The organism is Candidatus Kirkpatrickella diaphorinae (assembly GCF_025736875.1).
Classification (GTDB): domain Bacteria; phylum Pseudomonadota; class Alphaproteobacteria; order Acetobacterales; family Acetobacteraceae; genus Sorlinia; species Sorlinia diaphorinae.
Window position 1 is genome coordinate 1,860,351 of the sequence record NZ_CP107052.1, and the last position, 18,470, is coordinate 1,878,820.

An 18,470-nucleotide genomic window follows, 5' to 3' on the forward strand; every position below is an offset into this window, starting at 1 on the left:
GACTGTAGAGCGCCTACAGATACGAAAAAGGTGCAGTATCGCCGTATAAAAAATTTTTCTGAAAATTCCGCTTGCCACTGACAAGACTGACTAATCTCTCGCCTTTGACCGCATCGGACCGAATTTCGCAACATTTTGAGAAAAGCAGACGCCCAAAAAAGTCTTTTTAAGAAACTTGTTACGAAGTCTTAGTACTTCGACAAGAAATGCTGTCGGCTCGCTGAGCCCGCTTCGATAAGGTGAAGCTGCCGGTAAAATTTTGCGAGAAAAAGGTTTTTTAAGCCCAAGCAAAACGGCCTGTCATAGGATTATGACAGGCCGTCAGATTGTTTTCGGTCCGGGTTCAGGCGGCGATTGAGCGCCCTTTGGAGCCGAGATCCTGAAAGCTCTCATTGAGGCGGTGGATGATCGCTTTCTCACCCTCTCTCAACCATTTACGCGGGTCGTAAAATTTTTTGTAAGGCTCATCCGTCGCAGGGTCGATCTGGTAGCGAAAAGCTTTATCGTGAGAGAAAACGAAATCGCCGATACCATGCGCGAATGCGAATTGCACATCCGTATCGATATTCATTTTAAAGACACCATAGGAGACGGCCGCCGAGATTTTATCTTTCTCGGAGCCCGAACCCCCATGGAAGACAAGGCTGAGCGGCTTGTCAGGCAGACCCTTCGCCTTCGCCACATATTGCTGGGAGTGCAGCAGGATTTCAGGGCGCAACTGCACATTGCCCGGCTTATAGACGCCGTGCACATTGCCGAAAGAGGCGGCAATGGTGATGTGACCCAGGGGGGAGAGCATATCCCAGGCTTTGAGGACATCCTCCGGCTGGGTGTAAAGATGCGCGTTATCGGCGTGATCCTCTAGATCATGACCGACGCCATCTTCCTCACCGCCTGTCACGCCGAGTTCGAATTCCAGGCTGATGCCGAGGCGCGCCATACGCGGCAGAAGCCGTGCGCACTCACTTAAATTAACCTCAAGCGCTTCAGCGGAGAGGTCAATCATGTGAGACGAGAAGAGGGGCGGGCGTCCGGCGGCGACTTCCTGCTCACTGACATCCAGCAGGCCCTCCACCCATGGAATGAGCTTCCGGTTGGCGTGGTCCGTATGCAGAATGACGCAGATGCCATATTCTTTCGCGAGGCTGTGGACATGGCGCGCCATGGAAGCCGCACCAAGAATGCGGGCCTTGCCGGCATCTGCGAGCCCTTCCCCCGCGAAAAAACGCGCGCCGCCATTCGAACATTGAATAATAATGTCGGAGCGATTGGCGGCGGCGGCTTCAAGAACAGCGTTGACACTATTCGTACCAACAACATTGACGGCAGGTAAGGCATAACCGCCCGCTTTGCACGCTTCAATGAGTGTGCGGTAATCTTCGCCCGTGACGACACCCGGCTTCAACGTCCGGGATTGATGAGTTGTGGAAGGCGAGATGTCGGAAACCATAGTTGAACTCTATAAATCTGTGATGAACTGGAAGGGAATATAACAAAATTTATGATGAATTTGCTACCCCACGTGATTGTTTTACATCGCACTGCCGCTTGAAAGCCGATCACCTTTGATGTGAGCGTCCTTCTCAAAGCGCTACAACCAGGCATTTTCCTGGAAAGTGAAAGTTGAATACGGAAGTGAGATAAAATTTTGACGATCGCGCCTTCACAACCTGAAAAGATTGCGCCGTGCCGAGTCTTATTTCGATAAATGGCGCGAGGGATTTTTAAATCCGCACGCGGGCCCGCCTGGCGGGCACATCAAAAAACGGGAATTTTTGCAGGAGGGGATTGTTAAAGCGGTGCCGTGCGCAGCGATCATTCCCTCTGCGCGTAATCTTCGGGCGGGGACACGACTTCCCGATAGGTCAGCTGCTCGTAATACGAGTAGATTTCCTCAATCAGTCTTTCCGCCTCGTTACGGTGACCCTCCTTTGCGAGGCGATTGGCCGATGCGATCAACGTTTTGATCTCTACTGTCATTGCGAAAAGGCTCCTTTGTCAGCCCGTCCGTTTACAAACCTGGCAAGCAAATCCGGTGGGATACCGCTTTAAACATTACACCCGGTGTGCGCCATTGGAAGATTGCTTTTGTCAAAAATTTGAAACGTGTAGCCGCTTGAAGTCAATTTATACATTAAAAGCAATCAATAAACCTTAATAAACGGGCTGCGTCACGCAGATTTATGCGTAAAAACCCTTCCCCCTCACGGATGAGCGCCTTTCAGGACCGAACGCCGTTTCTGAAAATGGCCCAACCGTCAGAGCACCAATATCATCATGCATCTGAGGATGAGGCCGCTAACAGTCAACACTGCCCGGGCCAATCTCAAATTATTTGCGTTTTGAGAAGGCTGAAAAACTTAGCAAATATTGCGTTGAAAAGAAACCCTCTTTCCCCTTGTCGCATCTTAATCAACCAACATCACCCGGTGCTTCAAGACAATGGGCGACCGGTGATGCGGGGGCACTTACAATCAACGTCATGAAATCTCAACGCACGGCGCGGATTCCCCATTGTCTCAGGCGCATCAATGAATGTCGATGTGAGAACCCCTCACGAACCCTTGTTAAATCGGGTCCGCGAGGGGCGACAACATGCGGTTATGCTTTATCTCAGAAAGCGGGCTGCAGAACGCTGTCAGCTTTCATCACACCCCCCAGGACCGATTTCGGCATGACATCCTCCGGACGCGGTGGAAGGCGGTGCAATCCGGTTGACAAAATCTTGATCGCAAGCACGTTGTCATGCGCGTCTGTTACATCATCAAGGATGATTTCTGCGCGTCCGCTCGTCCAGCGGGATAGATGGTTTTCAATTGAGGACCACCCTTCGAGTCTTTCATTTGTCAGATGGTCGGTCACCTCTACGTGCCCCGAAGGTTTTTCAATCACGATCTCCCCGACAAGTACGCCGAGAAGGCGGCGGTCGTCAATGAAGGGGCCTAATGCGTCACAGGGACGGGTCACGCGAGATGTCAGGTATAATTGTGACAGCCCTGCAGGGAGGCTGTACAAATACCATCCATTCGTGACCTCACGCAATTCGAGGCGCGCGCCATCAACCGTCTCCACATTGAGGTCCGGATCTTCCGTCACGTCATAACCCGCCGTGAGGGCGGACGCGTCGGAGGGATCTATCTGGGCGGCACGGTCCTTGAGTGACTCATAAATATCGCGGACAAATTCCGGTGTCACGCAGAGGGGGGCCGCACTATCGAGACCCCATTGCTTTACGCCGTCGGCGGCCGCCCCATTCTCGGCCTGGTTCTGTTCAGCGAATTGATCCCGCATCCCGTTATCGAGAAAGGTCTCCGTCGCCGCGCCACTGACATGGACGATACTATGTTGGGCCGTCTCGAAATGGTAGTAATCATACGCTTCAATGCTGCGATCATAAGAAATGGTGCGACCATTCACCAACATGCGCACAGGAATGAAATGCCCTTCGAGGAAAATGGCATGTTCCGATGTCACAAGCAGGTCACGATGCGGCACTTTTTCAGCGAGCGCACCAGCTTTGATGCGGACCGGAAAGCCGGACCTGTCATCGCTTAAGGCTTTATTTGCTCTGAGACGTGATTTGCCAGTCCAGATGATGGGTTGCGTCGAGATGTTACCGAAGGCGTCACGCGTAATCACCTCATCGCCGACCTGGAGGTCCTGAACCGGCTTCTCACCTGACACGGTTTCCACCATTGCATCAGCGAGGTAGCACACGGGATCGAAGTCGCCCGTGACGGGGAGGGTCGTGGTGTCGTGGATGGGGGACGAGCTGATATAAACATTGCCCCCGCTAGACTTCTGAAAAATATTGAGATTTTTTGCGGCGTCATAGTAATCGCCAGGGAGTGCTACAGTAAGGCCATTATTGAAGTTGACTTCCGTGTGACCAAGAAGATCTTTGCTCACACTTGAAACGGCGGTGGCACCGACAACTTCGATGATCGCGTCGGGATCACCAAACCCCTCCAAAGATTTAAAGGTAATATAATTTAAACCATCTCCACGCTGTAAGACAAGCGTCCCCCCTCCGTGGCCGAACTTGATGGACGAGGATGAAAGGGCACTTGAAGCCGCATTGCCATGGATGGCTGTGATGTTCAACGTTCCACCATTCTGTATTTCATATTCCGTGGAATTGAAAAATCCGACAGAGGCGCCATTGACGTTGATCGTACCACCGTCAGCCGTCAGCCGACTGTTGGAAAGGGTCGAAGCAATGGCATTCACGGGATCTGTCATGGTCACAGACGCACCATCTTTCGCCGTGATTTCGAAATTGGCAGCTAAATCCACCAGAGTGCTTGGCGTGGAGACCGTCGCATCAACGTCATCTCCTTGAAAAGTGACCTCGGCTTCACCTCCCGTCGCGATGATCGGAATATTTATCCAGGGCGATAGCTTGTAGGAACCGCTCCTTTCGACGACGTTTCCTGACCCATAAATCTTATTGTGACCAAACAACTTATCATAAATTACAGGCATATAACTTACGTGGCCGTCACATTCCGCAGGACGTCCATCTGGCATTCAAAAGAACCGGGTCAATAACCGCGTAAAAAACTCTTAAATCAGACGGACTGCGGAAAAAGGTCCACGTCCCTTTCTTGTCGTAAATATCAAATTCATTGTTGATGCGCGCATCGCTGACTCAATGAGGCCGAAGATGCGCTGGAAGAACTGTTTGACTAATTATAACAAAATCTTTCAATTTCAATACGTCTCCCGTGCTCAAGTTTGAGTGACCAACCTTTTGCGCGGGCGCTGCCGTCGTGTCGCGGACTTGCGTGCAGGGCGACAGGCTGTATGCTCAGCGCGGCAAAAGGGAGTGATTGATGTCAGCGAAAGATCACCTTACGTCCGGAGAAAACCCGCAGCTCGGTCCGGTTAAAGGCGTTATTTTCGACATGGATGGCCTGTTGCTGGACAGTGAAAATCTGGCGATGGAAGCGTTAATCGAGTCGGGTCATGCGCTCGGCTATGAAATATCCATGGCGTTCTGCCGCCGGATGATCGGCGTGCCGGCCGATGGATGCCGCACTTTGGTGCGGGAGGCATTCGGGGAAAGCTTCCCCAGTGACGCGTTTTTCGAGGGGCAGGAAATCGCTTTGCGGCAATTGGTTGATGCCGGGAGGCTGACGGTAAAGGAAGGCGTTGTCCCTCTGCTTGATCTTCTCGACACGCTGCATCTGCCGCGCGCTATTGCAACCTCCTCCAGCCGTGAGCGCACGGATCATCACCTGAAGCTCGTCGGGCTTTTTGACAGGTTTGATGCGATTGTGACGCGTGACGACGTTCATCGCGGCAAACCTGACCCTGAACCCTATCTTAAGGCGGCGGAAGCCATCAAAGTCGCGCCATCCCTCTGCCTTGCACTGGAGGATTCCCATGCGGGTGCCCGCGCGGCCCACGCAGCCAGTATCCGCGTCATTGTCGTGCCTGACCTGCTGCAACCCACGGATGATGTGCGTGCAAAAGCCTGGGCCGTCGTCGAAAGCCTTCATGAAGTCGCGGCATTTATCCGCCGGAGCACTCCGCAAGCCTGACGCCCGGCAGATGCCCGTTCAACATGGACGCGCCTTCAGGGAACGGCCAAAGATTCGCCCTTGAGCGTCGCCTGCAGAACATTTTGCATATTCTGCTCGGAAATGCGTTTAAGCATCTCGGCGATATCAGCAACATATTTGTCATGATCGGGAAGGCTGGGCCCGAAAACCTCCTCCATCGCCAGAAAAGCCTCGGCCTGCGCCGCGTGATGATCCCGACATTCGGCGCAGATCTTTTTCAGCATGGCCGCGCGAGGGTCTTCCAGTGAGATTTCCAGCGCTTCCTTCTCATGCAGGGCGAACCACCGAATCCAGCTTGCAATCAGGAGGACGGCGCCCGTCACGTCGCGTCCTGCCGAAATATTCTCCCGCATGGGGCGGATCACGCGGGCCGCCATTTTCGCCGAACCATTGCGACCGATACGCTCGGCCTCATGCACAATGGCGGGGTTTTTCAGGCGCGACATCAGCTCATCCGTGTAATCATCAAGTTCCTTCTCCTGAAGGTCGAGCCCGGCTGTCTGCTCGAAGCGCATAAAGCGCCGCGCCAAGGGTCCTAAAACCGGGTCGGACGCGGCCTCGGCGATCGTCTCCCGCCCGGTGAGCTGTCCGACATAAGCCAGCAACATGTGGCTGCCATTCAGCATCTGGAGCTTGGCGCGCTCAAACATATCGACGTCATGGACGAAGCGTGTGCCATGATGCGCCTCCCAGAAGGGCCGCGGCCCATCGAAATGCTGGATGATCCATTGAAACCAGGGTTCAGCAGAAACCGGGATCTCATCATCGATCCCGCCCAGAAGGCGTCGGGCGTCGGCAATATCCCCCTCATGCGGCGTTGGGACGATGCGATCAACCATTGTATCCGGAAACTGAACATGCCCCGCGATCCATTGCGCGAGCGCGCCCCTGCCCTCCGCCTCAGCGAAAGCCATGACGGCAGCGCGCAATGTCACGCCATTATGGCTGAGATTGTCGCAACATATAATGACCGGTGGGGTGGTGCCTCTTTGCCTGACCCTCTCAAGGCCACGTGTCAGGAATGCGATAGCCGTGATGGGAGAGGGATTATTGAAATCATTCCGGATGTTCAGATCCGTGACATCAAGCTGTCCATCAGCGGAAAGGTGGTAGCCCGTCGCTGTTATCGTCAGGGTCACGATTTTTGTGGTGGGGGAGGCGATACGTTCAATAAGGCGGTCCGGCTGGTCAGCGGCGCAGAACACCCTATGCAGGCTGCCAATGACGGAAGCGGTTGTGCCCGTGCGCTCCCGCGTGAGGAGGGTGTAAAGATTATCCTGCTGCGCCAATTGCGTCACGAGGTCAGGGCGGCGCATGGTCGCGGATGCGATGCCCCAATGATGGCCTTCGGCGCCCATTTCATTGAGGGCGGCCTGGGTCGCGACGGCCTGATGTGCCCGATGAAAATTGCCGCAACCGAGATGAACAATGCCGGACCGAAGTGATTTCACGTCATAATGCGGGCGATAAACAGAATGCGGAACTGTGCTCAATACGTCGCGGGACAGCCTCAATGCCGAACCTCCTCGTCAAATGGACGCCGGATCCGATAAGCCGACGCGTTCAAATCCGTCATCATGCTTGGTAAGAGGTCGCAAATATCTCCAGGGAAAGAATGGAAGTCTTACTTATTGGGAATAATCTGAAGTGCGACGATAATTTATTTAAACCGGGATCATACGGGTGATGAGAATAAATTGCAATTCAAACAGGACGTGCGATTAGACGGCGTAAGAAAGATATTCTGGATCGAGCTTCAAGCGCTGATTCAACGATCTACATACCAAGCCGCCATCAGTTATTTGATTGTACTGCGCTTATTATACCGGGCGCATCTTTGTAAGATGATCCGCCCGTCACGCAAACCACGCGTTCCACATCGCTTCGGAGATCAGGGGGTGAAACCAAAAAAACCCGGCGCCAGGGCCGGGTTTTGTGAAGGGTCAAACTGAGTAATACATCTCAAACTCGATCGGATGAGGTGCATGTTCAAATTTGTGAACCTCGTTCCATTTCAGTGCGATGTAGCTGTCGATCTGATCTTTCGAGAAGACATCGCCCTGGAGGAGGAATTCATGGTCGCTTTCAAGTGATCCAAGAGCCTCCCGAAGAGAGCCGCAAACGGTCGGGATCTGGGCAAGCTCCTCCTTCGGAAGCTCGTAAAGATCCTTGTCATTGGCTTCACCCGGGTGAATCTTGTTCCGGATACCGTCAAGCCCCGCCATCAACATGGCAGCGAAGGCCAGGTATGGATTGGCCGTCGGATCAGGGAAACGCACTTCAACGCGCTTGGCTTTCGGGCCGATACTGTAAGGGATACGGCAGGAGGCGGAACGATTGGCAGCGGAATAAGCCAGAAGTACCGGCGCCTCAAAACCCGGAATCAGGCGCTTGTAAGAGTTGGTTGACGGGTTGGTGAAAGCATTGAGCGCCTTCGCATGTTTGATGATGCCGCCAATATAATAGAGCGCTTCCTTTGATAAGTCCGCATATTCCTGCCCAGCGAAAAGCGGCTTCCCATCCTTCCAGACGGATTGATGGACATGCATCCCGGAGCCATTATCGCCCGCAATCGGTTTCGGCATAAAAGTCGCGGTTTTCCCGTAGGAATGGGCGACATTATGCACGCAATATTTATAGATCTGCATATAGTCAGCCGCCTGGACCAACGTCGCAAACTTGGTGCCGAGTTCATGCTGGGACTGGGCGACTTCATGATGATGCTTTTCGACCGACAGCCCCATCTCACTCATGGTGGAGAGCATCTCGGCGCGCAGATCGCATTCACTATCGACCGGAGCAACCGGGAAGTAACCGCCTTTGACACCCGGGCGGTGCCCCATATTCCCTTCCGGGAAATCCTTCATCGACGCGTCAGGCCCCTCGATACTATCGAGGCGATAAGACGCGTAGTTCGGGCCTGTGCCGAATTTGACATTATCGAAGATGAAGAATTCAGCCTCCGGGCCGAAACTTGCGGAGTCACCCAAACCGGATGATTTAAGATAAGCTTCCGCCGCCTTCGCGATGGAGCGTGGATCCCGATTGTAAAATTCCTTCGTGCCGGGATCGACAACGTCACAGATAAGGATCAATTGCGGCTTGGCGGAAAAAGGGTCCAGGACCGCGGTTGTGGGGTCCGGCAATAAAACCATGTCGGATTTATTGATGGTCTTCCATCCCGCGATGGATGAGCCGTCAAACATGAAGCCATCGATAAAGGCGCTTTTATCGATCGTTGTGTGCCACTGCGTCGTGTGCTGCCACTTGCCTTTCGGGTCCGTGAAGCGCAGATCAACCAATTCAATCGAATGATCGCGTATTAAATCAAAAACGCGTTCGACGGCGGCCTTATCCGGGGAAGCGGGCTTGCGCCACTCCTGACTTACGGAAGCAACCGTCTTGGATGCCGTCGAAGAAGCTTTCTTTGCCATGGATCGATACCTGTCCCTGCCTATAAATCCGAGCTTGCCAATAAAAATTTTGATTAGGCCCTTCATCCCGTCATGTCGAGGCTTCACGGGGTTTTAAGCATCAATAATTTGGGAAATCCGAAGTAAGTTGTTGTTATTTAACAGTTTTTCCTTTCCGAGGCCAAAATGAACAACCGCGTTTTCCCGCGCTTGAATCTCGACAGGACGCGACTTGAAGGGTTCGAGCACCGGATTCATGCAGGGCGCGGCTGAACTTGGTTTCAGGCCGGGACCCGCTTATATCGTGAAAGCAGCATGACATGACGCCCGGCCCATTAGATTGGAAACTGGTTAAGTTACGATGAAGATCGCACTGCGCGGCGGCGCAAGGAACAGGATGAGAATGACTGAAGCTCTCAGAACAACGGATTCGCTGTTTTTCAGCAATGGCGCGCATCTCGATATTGCAATGGCAGGCCGCTCCGTGCGCGACCTTCTCAATCATTTCGATGATGGCGAGTTGTTTCTTGAATATCGCGAAAGTGAATCCATCGTCCTGGATGACGGTGTCATTCGCGCTGCGGGCTTCGATGTGTCGCGAGGTTTCGGCCTGCGTGGTGTGACGGGCGCGGAAGTCGGGTTTGCCCATTCTGACGAAATCAGCCTCAGGGCGCTTCGTGATGCTTGTGGCGCGGTCAGAACAACACAGCCCAATGGGGGGTCAGCGCGGGAGGGAGGCGGCGTCAAGGTCGCAACGTCCAGCCAACCGACTCAATCCCTCTACCAGGGTGACCGGCCATTTCATGAAGCCGCCTTTCCAGCGCGTGTCGCTGTTCTTCGTGCGATAGATGCTCATGCGCGCGGGTCCGACCCTGCCATCAAGCAGGTCAGTGCGCACCTCTCAGCGGAGTGGCAAGCCGTGCAGATCATGCGCGGGCAGGATGACCGCGTGGCTGACCTGCGCCCCCTTGTGCGGATGAATGTCACAATCATTATGGAAAGAGACGGAAAGAGGGAGAGCGGTTCTGTCGGGGTGGGCGGGCGCTACGCCCTTGACCGGCTTCTGGATGAGCCTGTGTGGAAAGACGCCGTTGATGAAGCGATCCGCCGGGCGCGCGTCGCGCTTGAGTCCGTCGCGGCGCCATCAGGTGAAATGGACGTTATCCTCGGGCCTGGCTGGCCGGGTATCCTGCTTCATGAGGCTGTCGGGCACGGTCTGGAAGCTGATTTCAACCGGAAAGAGACCTCAAGTTTCTCGGGTCGCATCGGCCAGAAAGTCGCGGCGGATGGGGTGACGGTTATTGATGACGGCACGCTTCCTGACCGCCGCGGTTCAATCACGATCGATGATGAGGGGACGCCCGGACAGCGCACCGTGCTGATCGAGGATGGCGTCCTCCTCGGCTATATGAATGACCGCCTCAATGCCCGACTGATGGGCGCTGCACTGACAGGTAATGGGCGGCGGCAATCGTACGCACATCAGCCGATCCCGAGAATGACAAATACGGTCATGGCGGGAGGCTACGCCTCTCTTGCGGATATGCTTTCCGGCACGCGAAGGGGCCTTTACGCAGTGGATTTCGGCGGCGGGCAGGTTGATATCACCTCGGGCGAGTTCGTTTTCTCCATGTCTGAAGCTTATCTGGTTGAAAATGGCGAGATCACCCGCCCCGTCAAAGGCGCAACTTTGATCGGGAACGGCGCCGATGCCATGAGGAGGATTTCAATGGTCGGTCATGATGTCGCGCTTGATCCGGGGATCGGAACCTGCGGCAAAGCCGGCCAGGGCGTGCCGGTCGGGGTTGGGCAGCCTTCCCTCAAGCTTTCCGGTTTGACGGTAGGGGGGACGGGCTGATGGGCCATAATTACGCCAAACCCGCCCGTGCCGAGGGACGCCTGGCGCAGCTTATCGCCCGGTTGCCCGATGATTGGGGCGTCGAAATTGAACGCCCACCGCATGGCGGCTGGATGATCAGCGTGCATAAAAGTGATGGAGAAGTGATCTCCGGCCCGCCCGAGTCGTCGCTTCTTGAAGCATTGGAAGCCATGTGGCGCCTCCTGGGACCGCCAGAAAGAGGCGAGCGTCATACGCCGTGACCGGCCTTAATTTGAGAATTCCCTCAAGAGATCTGGAAATTTTTTGATACACAAATATGATAAAAAGTTAACAACGCGTTTAAAAAACTGACCTCACGAAAATGTTACCGCAAATAGTGCGGTCGCGTTATTTTCGCGATTTCCAGGAAAAAAACCGTGCGCCTGATAAAAGACAAATCTTCGCGTGGAAAAACGGAATAAAAATTCTTTTTTAATTCTCCGGCAGTAATTTTTAGATAAGGTAAATAAATTTTTAAGGCGATAAGGTCTTTGACTATTGTTTTCGGGGCCATAATTTTTCCGTCTCGATTGATGTGCGACGCTCAACATGCGCATGACAATTCTCATTTGAGAGGCATTATCAACTTTTTTGCTTGGCTGACCGTCAGGCTCGCGCTTTAGCGTCTGTAAACCCCTGCAAAAAAAGGTATATCCCCCGGCGATCACGGCGTTATCCATTCCGGGGCGTTCGATCGGCGCTCGGATTTTGGTCAGGTAAGGTGTTGAATGTCATGAGAGCGAACCGCGTTGCAGCTTCCGGGCTGACGAGACGCTTCCTCCTTAAATGCGCTGCGGTGATCCCTGCCGTCTCTCTGGGGCGTCGGGCATTTGCGGCGCAGCCTTCGACGGACATTTCCAGTCAGGATTTTCTACAATTATCTCAGTTTCTGGTTGGACGCGCGCATCTTGATGAGATTGTCGCCGGTCGCGCCCTGAGCGGTCTCACTCTAAATGACCCTAATTTTCCCGGAAAGGCCTCCGCCTTGTGGGCCGCTTTGCGCGCTGAAAACGTTGCTGACATGACGCATTTTGATGAATTCTCCGCCCGTCATCCGGAAATGCGGGCGACATCCATCACCATTATTTCAGCCTGGTACCTTGGTTATTGCGGCAAATATGATGGGCATGCCGTCCCGGCTGTCGGTCACCCTGTTGATAATGCGCAATATGTCGCATATGCGGCGGCCCTCATGTACGCCCCGACGATCGATGCCACGGTGATCCCGAGCTATTCCCGCGGTCGCACGAATTACTGGTTCTACCCGCCAAAGACCATTGCGCGTGATTAAGGTGTGGATGTGCAGCGAAAGACTATGAAATGACGCAACATTATGATGCCGATGTCATTATTGTCGGCTCCGGCGCCTCAGGCTCAAACGCAGCTTTTGAACTGGCCAGGAAGGGCAAGTCCGTCATCATTCTGGAGTCCGGCGTCTGGATTCCGCGCTGGAAAATCGTGGAGAATTTCCGCTCATCCCCGCGCAAAGGCAATCATAACGATCCCTACCCCAACCAGCCTTGGGCCCCCTCATCCTTCAGCCCTGGTTACATTGAAAATACGGGGAGTTTTGAGTATCTGCCCGGCATGTTACGTCTCGTCGGCGGCACGACATGGCACTGGGCCGCAGCGACGTGGCGCTATATCCCCAATGACATGAAGCTCAAGACGCTTTACGGCGTCGGGCGTGACTGGCCTGTTTCCTATGACACGCTTGAGCCTTATTACGGGCGGGCCGAATATAATCTCGGTGTCTGCGGAAGTGATTCAGAGGACCAATCGGGGCAGATGGGAGGGCTTTTCCCGCCGCGATCCACGCCCTATCCCATCCCGCCGGAAGCCGAAACCTATTATTTTCAGCGTCTGAAAGCCCGCCTTTCACCGTCGGGCTTCAATTTTCTGCACGAGCCGAATGCGCGCACGAATCAGCCCTGGGACGGTCGCCCCGGCTGCTCGGGCAATAATAACTGTATGCCCGTCTGCCCGATCGGGGCCATGTATTCCGGTGATGTCCATGCGCGCCACACTGAAAAAGCGGGCGGCAAGGTCATCACCGATGCCACGGTTTTCAAAATCGAAAAAGGCGAAGGCAATAAGATTGCCGCCGTCCATTATCGCACCTCAAAACATGAGGAAGTCCGGCTGACGGCACGTGCCTTTATCCTGGCGGCGAATGGTCTCGAAATTCCCAAACTCATGCTGATGTCTGACATCGGTAACTCGTCGGATCAGGTCGGCCGCAATCTGATGGATCATACGGGCATCGGCTTACAGTTTCTGGCGGATGAGCCGCTATGGCCCGGCCGCGGTCAGGTGCAGCAAGGCGGTATCTTCAATTGGCGGGATGGCGCGTTCCGGCGGGAACATGCCGCGATCAAACATGCCCTGACCAATATCGTCCCCAATCGTGCCATTGCGGAGCGCCTGCTTTCGCAGGGCGTTGTCGGGCCGGAGCTTGACAGGCAGATCCGTCACATGGCCGCACGCTGGGTCGATTTCTCGACCACGTTTGAGATGCTGCCGATCCCGACCAACCGCATCCAGCCTTCGACGACGCGGCGCGATGCGCTGGGCATTCCGACGATGGTCGTGAATTACGACACGGATGATTATATCGCGAAAGGTGCTGCGGTCGCGCGGTCCCAATTTGCCGAAATCGTCAAAATAATGAACGGCACGGTGATTGAAGATAATACAGGCTGGCAGAATCGCGACCATATTATGGGGACGACGATCATGGGGGACGACCCGAAGGACTCCGTCGTCAACCATGAATGCCGAAGCTGGGATCATGATAATCTCTTCCTCGCGACGACAGGTGTCATTCCGGCAAGTGGCGTGGTCAACCCGACATTGACCGCAATCGCTTTCGCCATTCGTATCGCGGACATCTTGGAAAAGGAGGTCTGACCATGGCGTCCTTCCTCAAACGCCTTGCGATGGGATGTGCCGTCATTTCAGCATGCGCCCTGTCGCTTGGCACGGCCCGCGCTGCACATGATCAGAAACTCATTGATCGCGGCGCTTATCTGGCGCGGTCAGGCGATTGCATGGCGTGCCATACAAATCCGGGTCATCCCAGTTATGGTGGCGGCTATAAAATCACGTCCCCTTTCGGCGACATCATCGTTCCGAATATTTCCTCTTCAAAAAAATATGGCATCGGAAACTGGACAGAGAAGCAGTTTGATCGCGCTCTACGCCAGGGCATATCGCCGCGCGGCTACCTCTATCCCGCCATGCCCTACACGCAATATGCCCATCTTTCTGACGCGGATACGCACGCTTTATACGTCTATTTTTCTCAGGCTGTGGAACCTGTCGAGTATCCTCCGGTCGATAAAACGCATCTGCCTTTTCCCTTCAATATCCGCCAGATCATGTTTGGTTGGAATCTCCTTTTCACCGATAAGACAGTCATCCCCACCGGGGAGGATAAACCCGGCTCGGTTGAGCGCGGCCGCTATCTGGTAAGGGCGCTTGCGCATTGCTCCGCCTGCCACACGCCCCGCAATATTTTCATGGCGGAAAAAACCAGCAAGCCGCTCGCGGGCGGCCGCGTTGGTGGCTGGATCGCGCCAAACATCACGTCCGACCCGATCAGCGGCATCGGCAGCTGGACGGAGGAGGAGATCATTACCTATCTTCGTCAGGGTGCGGTTGAGGGCAAGGCCCAGGCGGCGGGCAGTATGGCGGAGGCCGTGCAGCACAGCTTCCGCTTCATGCAGAAGAGTGACCTGCGCGCGATCGCGCGATATCTCAAGACCGTGCCCCCGGTCCGGGATCCGGGGCAGGAAAAACCGGATTACGCGTTCCAAAATCCGCGTCGCGTCGATATCGGCATTCTGGACCGCGCGGAGAATCGCTCTCCCGGTTCAATGGAAAATGGCAAAATCGTCATTGGTGAACGTCTTTACGTGGGCGCATGTGCGTCCTGCCATCAATTGCAGGGTCAGGGCACGGAAGATCAGTTTTATCCTTCCCTGACATCCAATACGGCGACGGGCAGCCGATACCCGAATAATCTTGTCCTCGCCATTCTCAAAGGTGTTCACCGTCGGACGAATACCGGCATGGTGTTTATGCCCGCATTTGAGGACCAGTTGGACGATGCCCAGATTGCCGCTGTCGCGGATTACGTCTTGAATCATTTCGGCAATCCGTCAGCGCGGGTGACGCCTGCCGATGTCAAACGCCTGCGTCACGCCGATGTCGGTTTCTGGACGGTGCGGCTGATCTCCAACATCATCTTCGGGACGGTTATCATTGTCGGGTTGGTCATTCTGGTCCTGGTGATTTCCCTGTTCCGTCGGCGTCGGCGTCGCCAACGGTAAAATTCCTTCCCGTCGCGGGGTGGCAGCTTAAACGTGCTGCCACCCCGCCGCTGCGGTCTCCTCGCCTCAAACTCTGCATCGGCTGGATCTGCACTGCTGGCCCAGGCCAGCCCCTTGCTGCTTCTGAAAAAAAATAACATCCTGTCGCGATCATGATCCGACCTGACCCATTCCTGCTCGCGCTCATCGTCGCAGTCCTTCTCGCCACATTTGTCCCCAGTGCGGGCCAGGCGGCGGCGATCCTCAATGTGATCGTGACCATCATGATCGGGGTCATGTTCTTCCTGCAGGGGGCGCGCCTTGAGCCTGCTTCCGTCATCGCAAATGTCAGGGACTGGCGGCTTCAGGGCGCCATGCTGGCCTGCACCTTCGTTATCTTCCCGGTTCTGGGATTGGGTGCGTGGTTTCTGATGCCACATCTTTTCAGCGATGATTTATGGCGCGGCATGATGTTTCTTTGCTGCCTGCCATCAACCGTTCAATCTTCCATCGCGCTGACATCCATCGCGCGCGGCAATGTGGCCGCGGCGATCTGTGGTGCAACCCTGTCAAACATTGTAGGCATTTTTGTCACGCCGATCCTGGTCGGGCTGCTTGTTCAGAAGGGGCGGATATTTTCACTCCATGCCATGATCGGCGTGGCTACACAGCTTCTGCTTCCGTTTCTCATCGGGCAGTTATTGCATCACCGGATCGGGGGGTGGGCGTTGCGCCATAAGCGCCTGCTTTCCTTTACCGATCGCGGCTCCGTGATCCTTGTCGTTTACACAGCCTTCAGCCATGCGGTTGTTGAAGGCATATGGCACCGTGTTTCCCTCGCCGATATGGTCGTGATCGCCTCAGCGTGCTTCCTGTTACTGGTGCTTGTGCTGTTGCTGACATGGGGACTGGGGCGCCATACGCATCTGTCATTCGAGAGCACCATCGCCCTCATGTTCTGCGGCTCCAAAAAGTCGCTGGCATCCGGGGTGCCGATGGCCAATATTCTGTTTACACCGGCCCATGTGGGTATTGTCGTGCTGCCTCTGATGCTCTTTCATCAGATCCAGCTTTTTACCTGCACGCTTCTGGCCCGCAAATTTGCCCGGCGCCGTCAGACTGGTTGAGTTTCAGTCACCGTCAACCCTGCTTTTTGCACTTTGATGCACCGCCTCGGAAATCGCCTTGAGTTGTTGAAGGATAGAGGGGAGTGTCCGCGCCGTCGCACGTCCATCCAGCAATGTTTCTTCCAACGTTGAGATGAGGGAGGACGCGACAACAGCCGCGTCACCTGTCCGCACGGCAATCGCCGCCTGGGCGGGTGTGCGAATGCCGAACCCGATCGCGATTGGCAGCGGGCTTACAGCACGGATGCGCGGCAAGGCAGCCGCCAACTCTTCATGAGATGCCGTGCGTGTGCCCGTTACGCCCGTGACGCTGACATAATAGAGAAATCCGGAAGCTTGCGCCGTCAGGAAATGCAGGCGCGATTCCGGCGTATTAGGCGCGATCAGGCGGATAATATCCAGCCCGTAACGCTGCGCATGCGGCATGATGAAGTCCGCCTCTTCAACGGGCAGATCAACGATGATGAGACCATCAACCCCACAGGCCGAGGCATCACGACAGAAAGCTTCCGCGCCGTAACTGTCGATGGGGTTGAGGTAGCCCATGAGGATGATCGGCGTTTCATCCTCCTCCTCCCGGAAACTCTGCACCATCTCCAGCACACCGCTTAAGGTCGCGCCTGCTTTCAGGCCGCGCAACGCGGCTTTCTGAATCGTGGGACCATCCGCAGAGGGGTCAGAGAACGGGACCCCGATTTCAATCAGGTCCGCACCGTTAGACGGCATGGCCTTCAAAAGCGCCAGAGACGTCTCGCGATCCGGGTCAAAAGCCTCAAGATAGGGGATAAGCGCCCCGCGTCCCGCGGCTTTGAGCTGCGCAAACCGTTTTTCAATGCGGCTCACAATTTTGTCCCCAGATGATGTGCCACCGTATCAATATCCTTATCGCCGCGCCCGGAAAGATTGAGCACGATTATATCTTTTTCCGACATATGCGGCGCGATCTGCGCAACATAGGCGAGGCCATGCGCACATTCGAGGGCCGAGATAATGCCCTCCGTGCGTGTCAAAAGCTGGAAGGCCTCAAGCGCCTGTACATCCGTCACACTCACATATTCAGCGCGTCCCACCTCATGGAGCCAGGCATGTTCCGGCCCGATGCCCGGGTAATCCAGCCCCGCACTGATCGAATGTGCTTCCAGGATCTGCCCGTCTTCATCCTGAAGCAAATAGGTTCGATTGCCATGCAGAACGCCGGAGCGCCCGCGGGAAATGGAGGCCGCAGTCTCACCACTATCCAGGCCGCGCCCTGCCGCCTCGACACCGACGAGGCGCACATCCTTGTCATCCAGAAAGGGATGGAAGATGCCCATGGCGTTTGACCCGCCGCCAATCGCCGCGACGATAACATCCGGCAGGCGTCCTTCCGCCTCTAAAATCTGTTCCTTGGTTTCAATGCCGATGACGGCCTGGAAATCACGCACCATGGCGGGGTAGGGGTGCGGCCCGGCGACCGTCCCGACCAGAAAATACGTGTCAGCAACGTGCGCGACCCAATCGCGCATGGCCTCATTCATCGCATCCTTGAGCGTGCCCGCCCCTGCCGTTACCGGCCGCACCTCCGCACCCAGAAGCTTCATGCGGAAGACATTGGGCTTTTGACGCGCTACATCCGTTGCGCCCATATAAATGGTGCAGGACATGCCGAAAAGCGCACAGACGGTCGCCGTCGCCACACCATGTTGACCCGCGCCCGTTTCCGCAACGATACGGGTCTTGCCCATGCGGCGGGCCAGTAAAATCTGCCCCATCACATTATTGAGCTTGTGGGAGCCCGTGTGATTAAGCTCCTCCCGCTTCAGATAAATCCGTGCGCCACCCAACTCATCCGAAAGGCGTTTCGCGTGCCAGAGAGGGCTGGGGCGCCCGATATAATGTTTGAAGTAATAATGAAGCTCTTCCCAGAATGTCGGGTCTTTTTTTGCCGCCTGATAGGTCGCGTCCAATGCCTGCACGAGGGGCATAAGGGTTTCAGCGACAAACTGCCCGCCAAACGTCCCGAACCGACCGCGATCATCAGGGCCGTTTTTCAAGCTGTTCATGGAGGCGGCAGGCGCTTGCATTGATTGGTCCTTTAAACATCTTGCTCCATGGATGGGCAGCCCACCAAAGGCAGGCTGGGCCTTTATCGACCCAACTTCACCACCCTGCAAGGCGCATTCAGTAAGAAG

15 protein-coding genes are annotated in these 18,470 nt (G+C 55.2%); 7 read left to right on the forward strand and 8 right to left on the reverse strand.

The genetic code is table 11. The features are described 5' to 3' along the window. Positions 1-343 precede the first annotated feature (343 nt). From fbaA to N5W20_RS08245, 3 genes are all read right to left on the reverse strand, one after another. Entirely contained in the window at positions 344-1,450 is a 1,107-nt protein-coding gene (fbaA, locus tag N5W20_RS08235; RefSeq protein ID WP_319806662.1) for a class II fructose-bisphosphate aldolase, read from the reverse strand. 365 nt (positions 1,451-1,815) lie between these two features. Then, a complete protein-coding gene (locus N5W20_RS08240; protein ID WP_319806663.1) occupies positions 1,816-1,980 on the reverse strand; it encodes a hypothetical protein in 165 nt (54 codons plus the stop codon). A gap of 633 nt (positions 1,981-2,613) precedes the next feature. After that, positions 2,614-4,242 (reverse strand): Hint domain-containing protein, encoded by a 1,629-nt coding sequence (locus tag N5W20_RS08245; RefSeq protein WP_319806664.1) that lies wholly within the window; start codon positions 4,240-4,242, stop codon positions 2,614-2,616. A 593-nt stretch (positions 4,243-4,835) separates the two neighbouring features. Here N5W20_RS08245 and N5W20_RS08250 point away from each other — a divergent pair. Beyond that, entirely contained in the window at positions 4,836-5,546 is a 711-nt protein-coding gene (locus tag N5W20_RS08250) for an HAD family hydrolase (RefSeq protein ID WP_319806665.1), read from the forward strand. Positions 5,547-5,581: 35 nt separating this feature from the next. On the opposite strand, the gene N5W20_RS08255 is transcribed toward N5W20_RS08250, so the two are convergent. Further along, positions 5,582-7,018, reverse strand: coding sequence for a mannitol dehydrogenase family protein (locus N5W20_RS08255; protein ID WP_319806666.1), 1,437 nt, complete (start codon positions 7,016-7,018; stop codon positions 5,582-5,584). Between the two features lie 492 nt (positions 7,019-7,510). Continuing rightward, a complete protein-coding gene (gene glnA, locus N5W20_RS08260) occupies positions 7,511-9,001 on the reverse strand; it encodes a type I glutamate--ammonia ligase (protein ID WP_319806667.1) in 1,491 nt (496 codons plus the stop codon). Positions 9,002-9,383: 382 nt separating this feature from the next. Here glnA and tldD point away from each other — a divergent pair, with 382 nt between their 5' ends. Beyond that, positions 9,384-10,838 (forward strand): metalloprotease TldD, encoded by a 1,455-nt coding sequence (gene tldD / locus N5W20_RS08265; protein ID WP_319806668.1) that lies wholly within the window; start codon positions 9,384-9,386, stop codon positions 10,836-10,838. After that, a complete protein-coding gene (locus N5W20_RS08270; RefSeq protein ID WP_319806669.1) occupies positions 10,838-11,080 on the forward strand; it encodes a hypothetical protein in 243 nt (80 codons plus the stop codon). The genes tldD and N5W20_RS08270 overlap by 1 nt, the downstream gene beginning before the upstream one ends. Positions 11,081-11,173: 93 nt before the next feature. On the opposite strand, the gene N5W20_RS08275 is transcribed toward N5W20_RS08270, so the two are convergent. Beyond that, complete coding sequence (locus N5W20_RS08275; protein ID WP_319806670.1) at positions 11,174-11,539, reverse strand: hypothetical protein; 366 nt, start codon at positions 11,537-11,539, stop codon at positions 11,174-11,176. Positions 11,540-11,592: 53 nt separating this feature from the next. Between N5W20_RS08275 and N5W20_RS08280 the strand changes: the two genes are divergently transcribed. The 4 genes from N5W20_RS08280 to N5W20_RS08295 all read left to right on the forward strand — a co-directional run bounded on the left by N5W20_RS08280 (position 11,593) and on the right by N5W20_RS08295 (position 16,299). Next, positions 11,593-12,150, forward strand: coding sequence for a sugar dehydrogenase complex small subunit (locus N5W20_RS08280; RefSeq protein WP_319806671.1), 558 nt, complete (start codon positions 11,593-11,595; stop codon positions 12,148-12,150). Positions 12,151-12,179: 29 nt separating this feature from the next. After that, positions 12,180-13,769, forward strand: a complete 1,590-nt coding sequence (locus tag N5W20_RS08285; protein WP_319806672.1) for a GMC family oxidoreductase — start codon at positions 12,180-12,182, stop codon at positions 13,767-13,769. A 2-nt stretch (positions 13,770-13,771) separates the two neighbouring features. Further along, positions 13,772-15,193 (forward strand): c-type cytochrome, encoded by a 1,422-nt coding sequence (locus N5W20_RS08290; protein WP_319806673.1) that lies wholly within the window; start codon positions 13,772-13,774, stop codon positions 15,191-15,193. Positions 15,194-15,345: 152 nt separating this feature from the next. Then, complete coding sequence (locus N5W20_RS08295) at positions 15,346-16,299, forward strand: bile acid:sodium symporter family protein (RefSeq protein ID WP_319806674.1); 954 nt, start codon at positions 15,346-15,348, stop codon at positions 16,297-16,299. A gap of 3 nt (positions 16,300-16,302) precedes the next feature. Here the strand turns inward: N5W20_RS08295 and trpA are convergent, their stop codons facing one another. Further along, complete coding sequence (gene trpA, locus N5W20_RS08300; RefSeq protein WP_319806675.1) at positions 16,303-17,142, reverse strand: tryptophan synthase subunit alpha; 840 nt, start codon at positions 17,140-17,142, stop codon at positions 16,303-16,305. Further along, on the reverse strand, positions 17,139-18,362 hold the full coding sequence (gene trpB / locus N5W20_RS08305) for a tryptophan synthase subunit beta (RefSeq protein WP_319806676.1): 1,224 nt from the start codon (positions 18,360-18,362) through the stop codon (positions 17,139-17,141). The genes trpA and trpB overlap by 4 nt, the downstream gene beginning before the upstream one ends. Between the last annotated feature and the right edge of the window lie 108 nt (positions 18,363-18,470).

What these genes read in the sequence shown, in the direction of transcription:
- fbaA (WP_319806662.1), bottom strand. Translation starts at nt 1,450, where the DNA reads ATGGTTTCCGACATCTCGCCTTCCACAACTCATCAATCCCGGACGTTG.
- N5W20_RS08240 (WP_319806663.1), bottom strand. Translation starts at nt 1,980, where the DNA reads ATGACAGTAGAGATCAAAACGTTGATCGCATCGGCCAATCGCCTCGCA.
- N5W20_RS08245 (WP_319806664.1), bottom strand. Translation starts at nt 4,242, where the DNA reads ATGACAGATCCCGTGAATGCCATTGCTTCGACCCTTTCCAACAGTCGG.
- N5W20_RS08250 (WP_319806665.1), top strand. Translation starts at nt 4,836, where the DNA reads ATGTCAGCGAAAGATCACCTTACGTCCGGAGAAAACCCGCAGCTCGGT.
- glnA (WP_319806667.1), bottom strand. Translation starts at nt 9,001, where the DNA reads ATGGCAAAGAAAGCTTCTTCGACGGCATCCAAGACGGTTGCTTCCGTA.
- tldD (WP_319806668.1), top strand. Translation starts at nt 9,384, where the DNA reads ATGACTGAAGCTCTCAGAACAACGGATTCGCTGTTTTTCAGCAATGGC.
- N5W20_RS08270 (WP_319806669.1), top strand. Translation starts at nt 10,838, where the DNA reads ATGGGCCATAATTACGCCAAACCCGCCCGTGCCGAGGGACGCCTGGCG.
- N5W20_RS08275 (WP_319806670.1), bottom strand. Translation starts at nt 11,539, where the DNA reads ATGGATAACGCCGTGATCGCCGGGGGATATACCTTTTTTTGCAGGGGT.
- N5W20_RS08280 (WP_319806671.1), top strand. Translation starts at nt 11,593, where the DNA reads ATGAGAGCGAACCGCGTTGCAGCTTCCGGGCTGACGAGACGCTTCCTC.
- N5W20_RS08285 (WP_319806672.1), top strand. Translation starts at nt 12,180, where the DNA reads ATGACGCAACATTATGATGCCGATGTCATTATTGTCGGCTCCGGCGCC.
- N5W20_RS08290 (WP_319806673.1), top strand. Translation starts at nt 13,772, where the DNA reads ATGGCGTCCTTCCTCAAACGCCTTGCGATGGGATGTGCCGTCATTTCA.
- N5W20_RS08295 (WP_319806674.1), top strand. Translation starts at nt 15,346, where the DNA reads ATGATCCGACCTGACCCATTCCTGCTCGCGCTCATCGTCGCAGTCCTT.
- trpB (WP_319806676.1), bottom strand. Translation starts at nt 18,362, where the DNA reads ATGCAAGCGCCTGCCGCCTCCATGAACAGCTTGAAAAACGGCCCTGAT.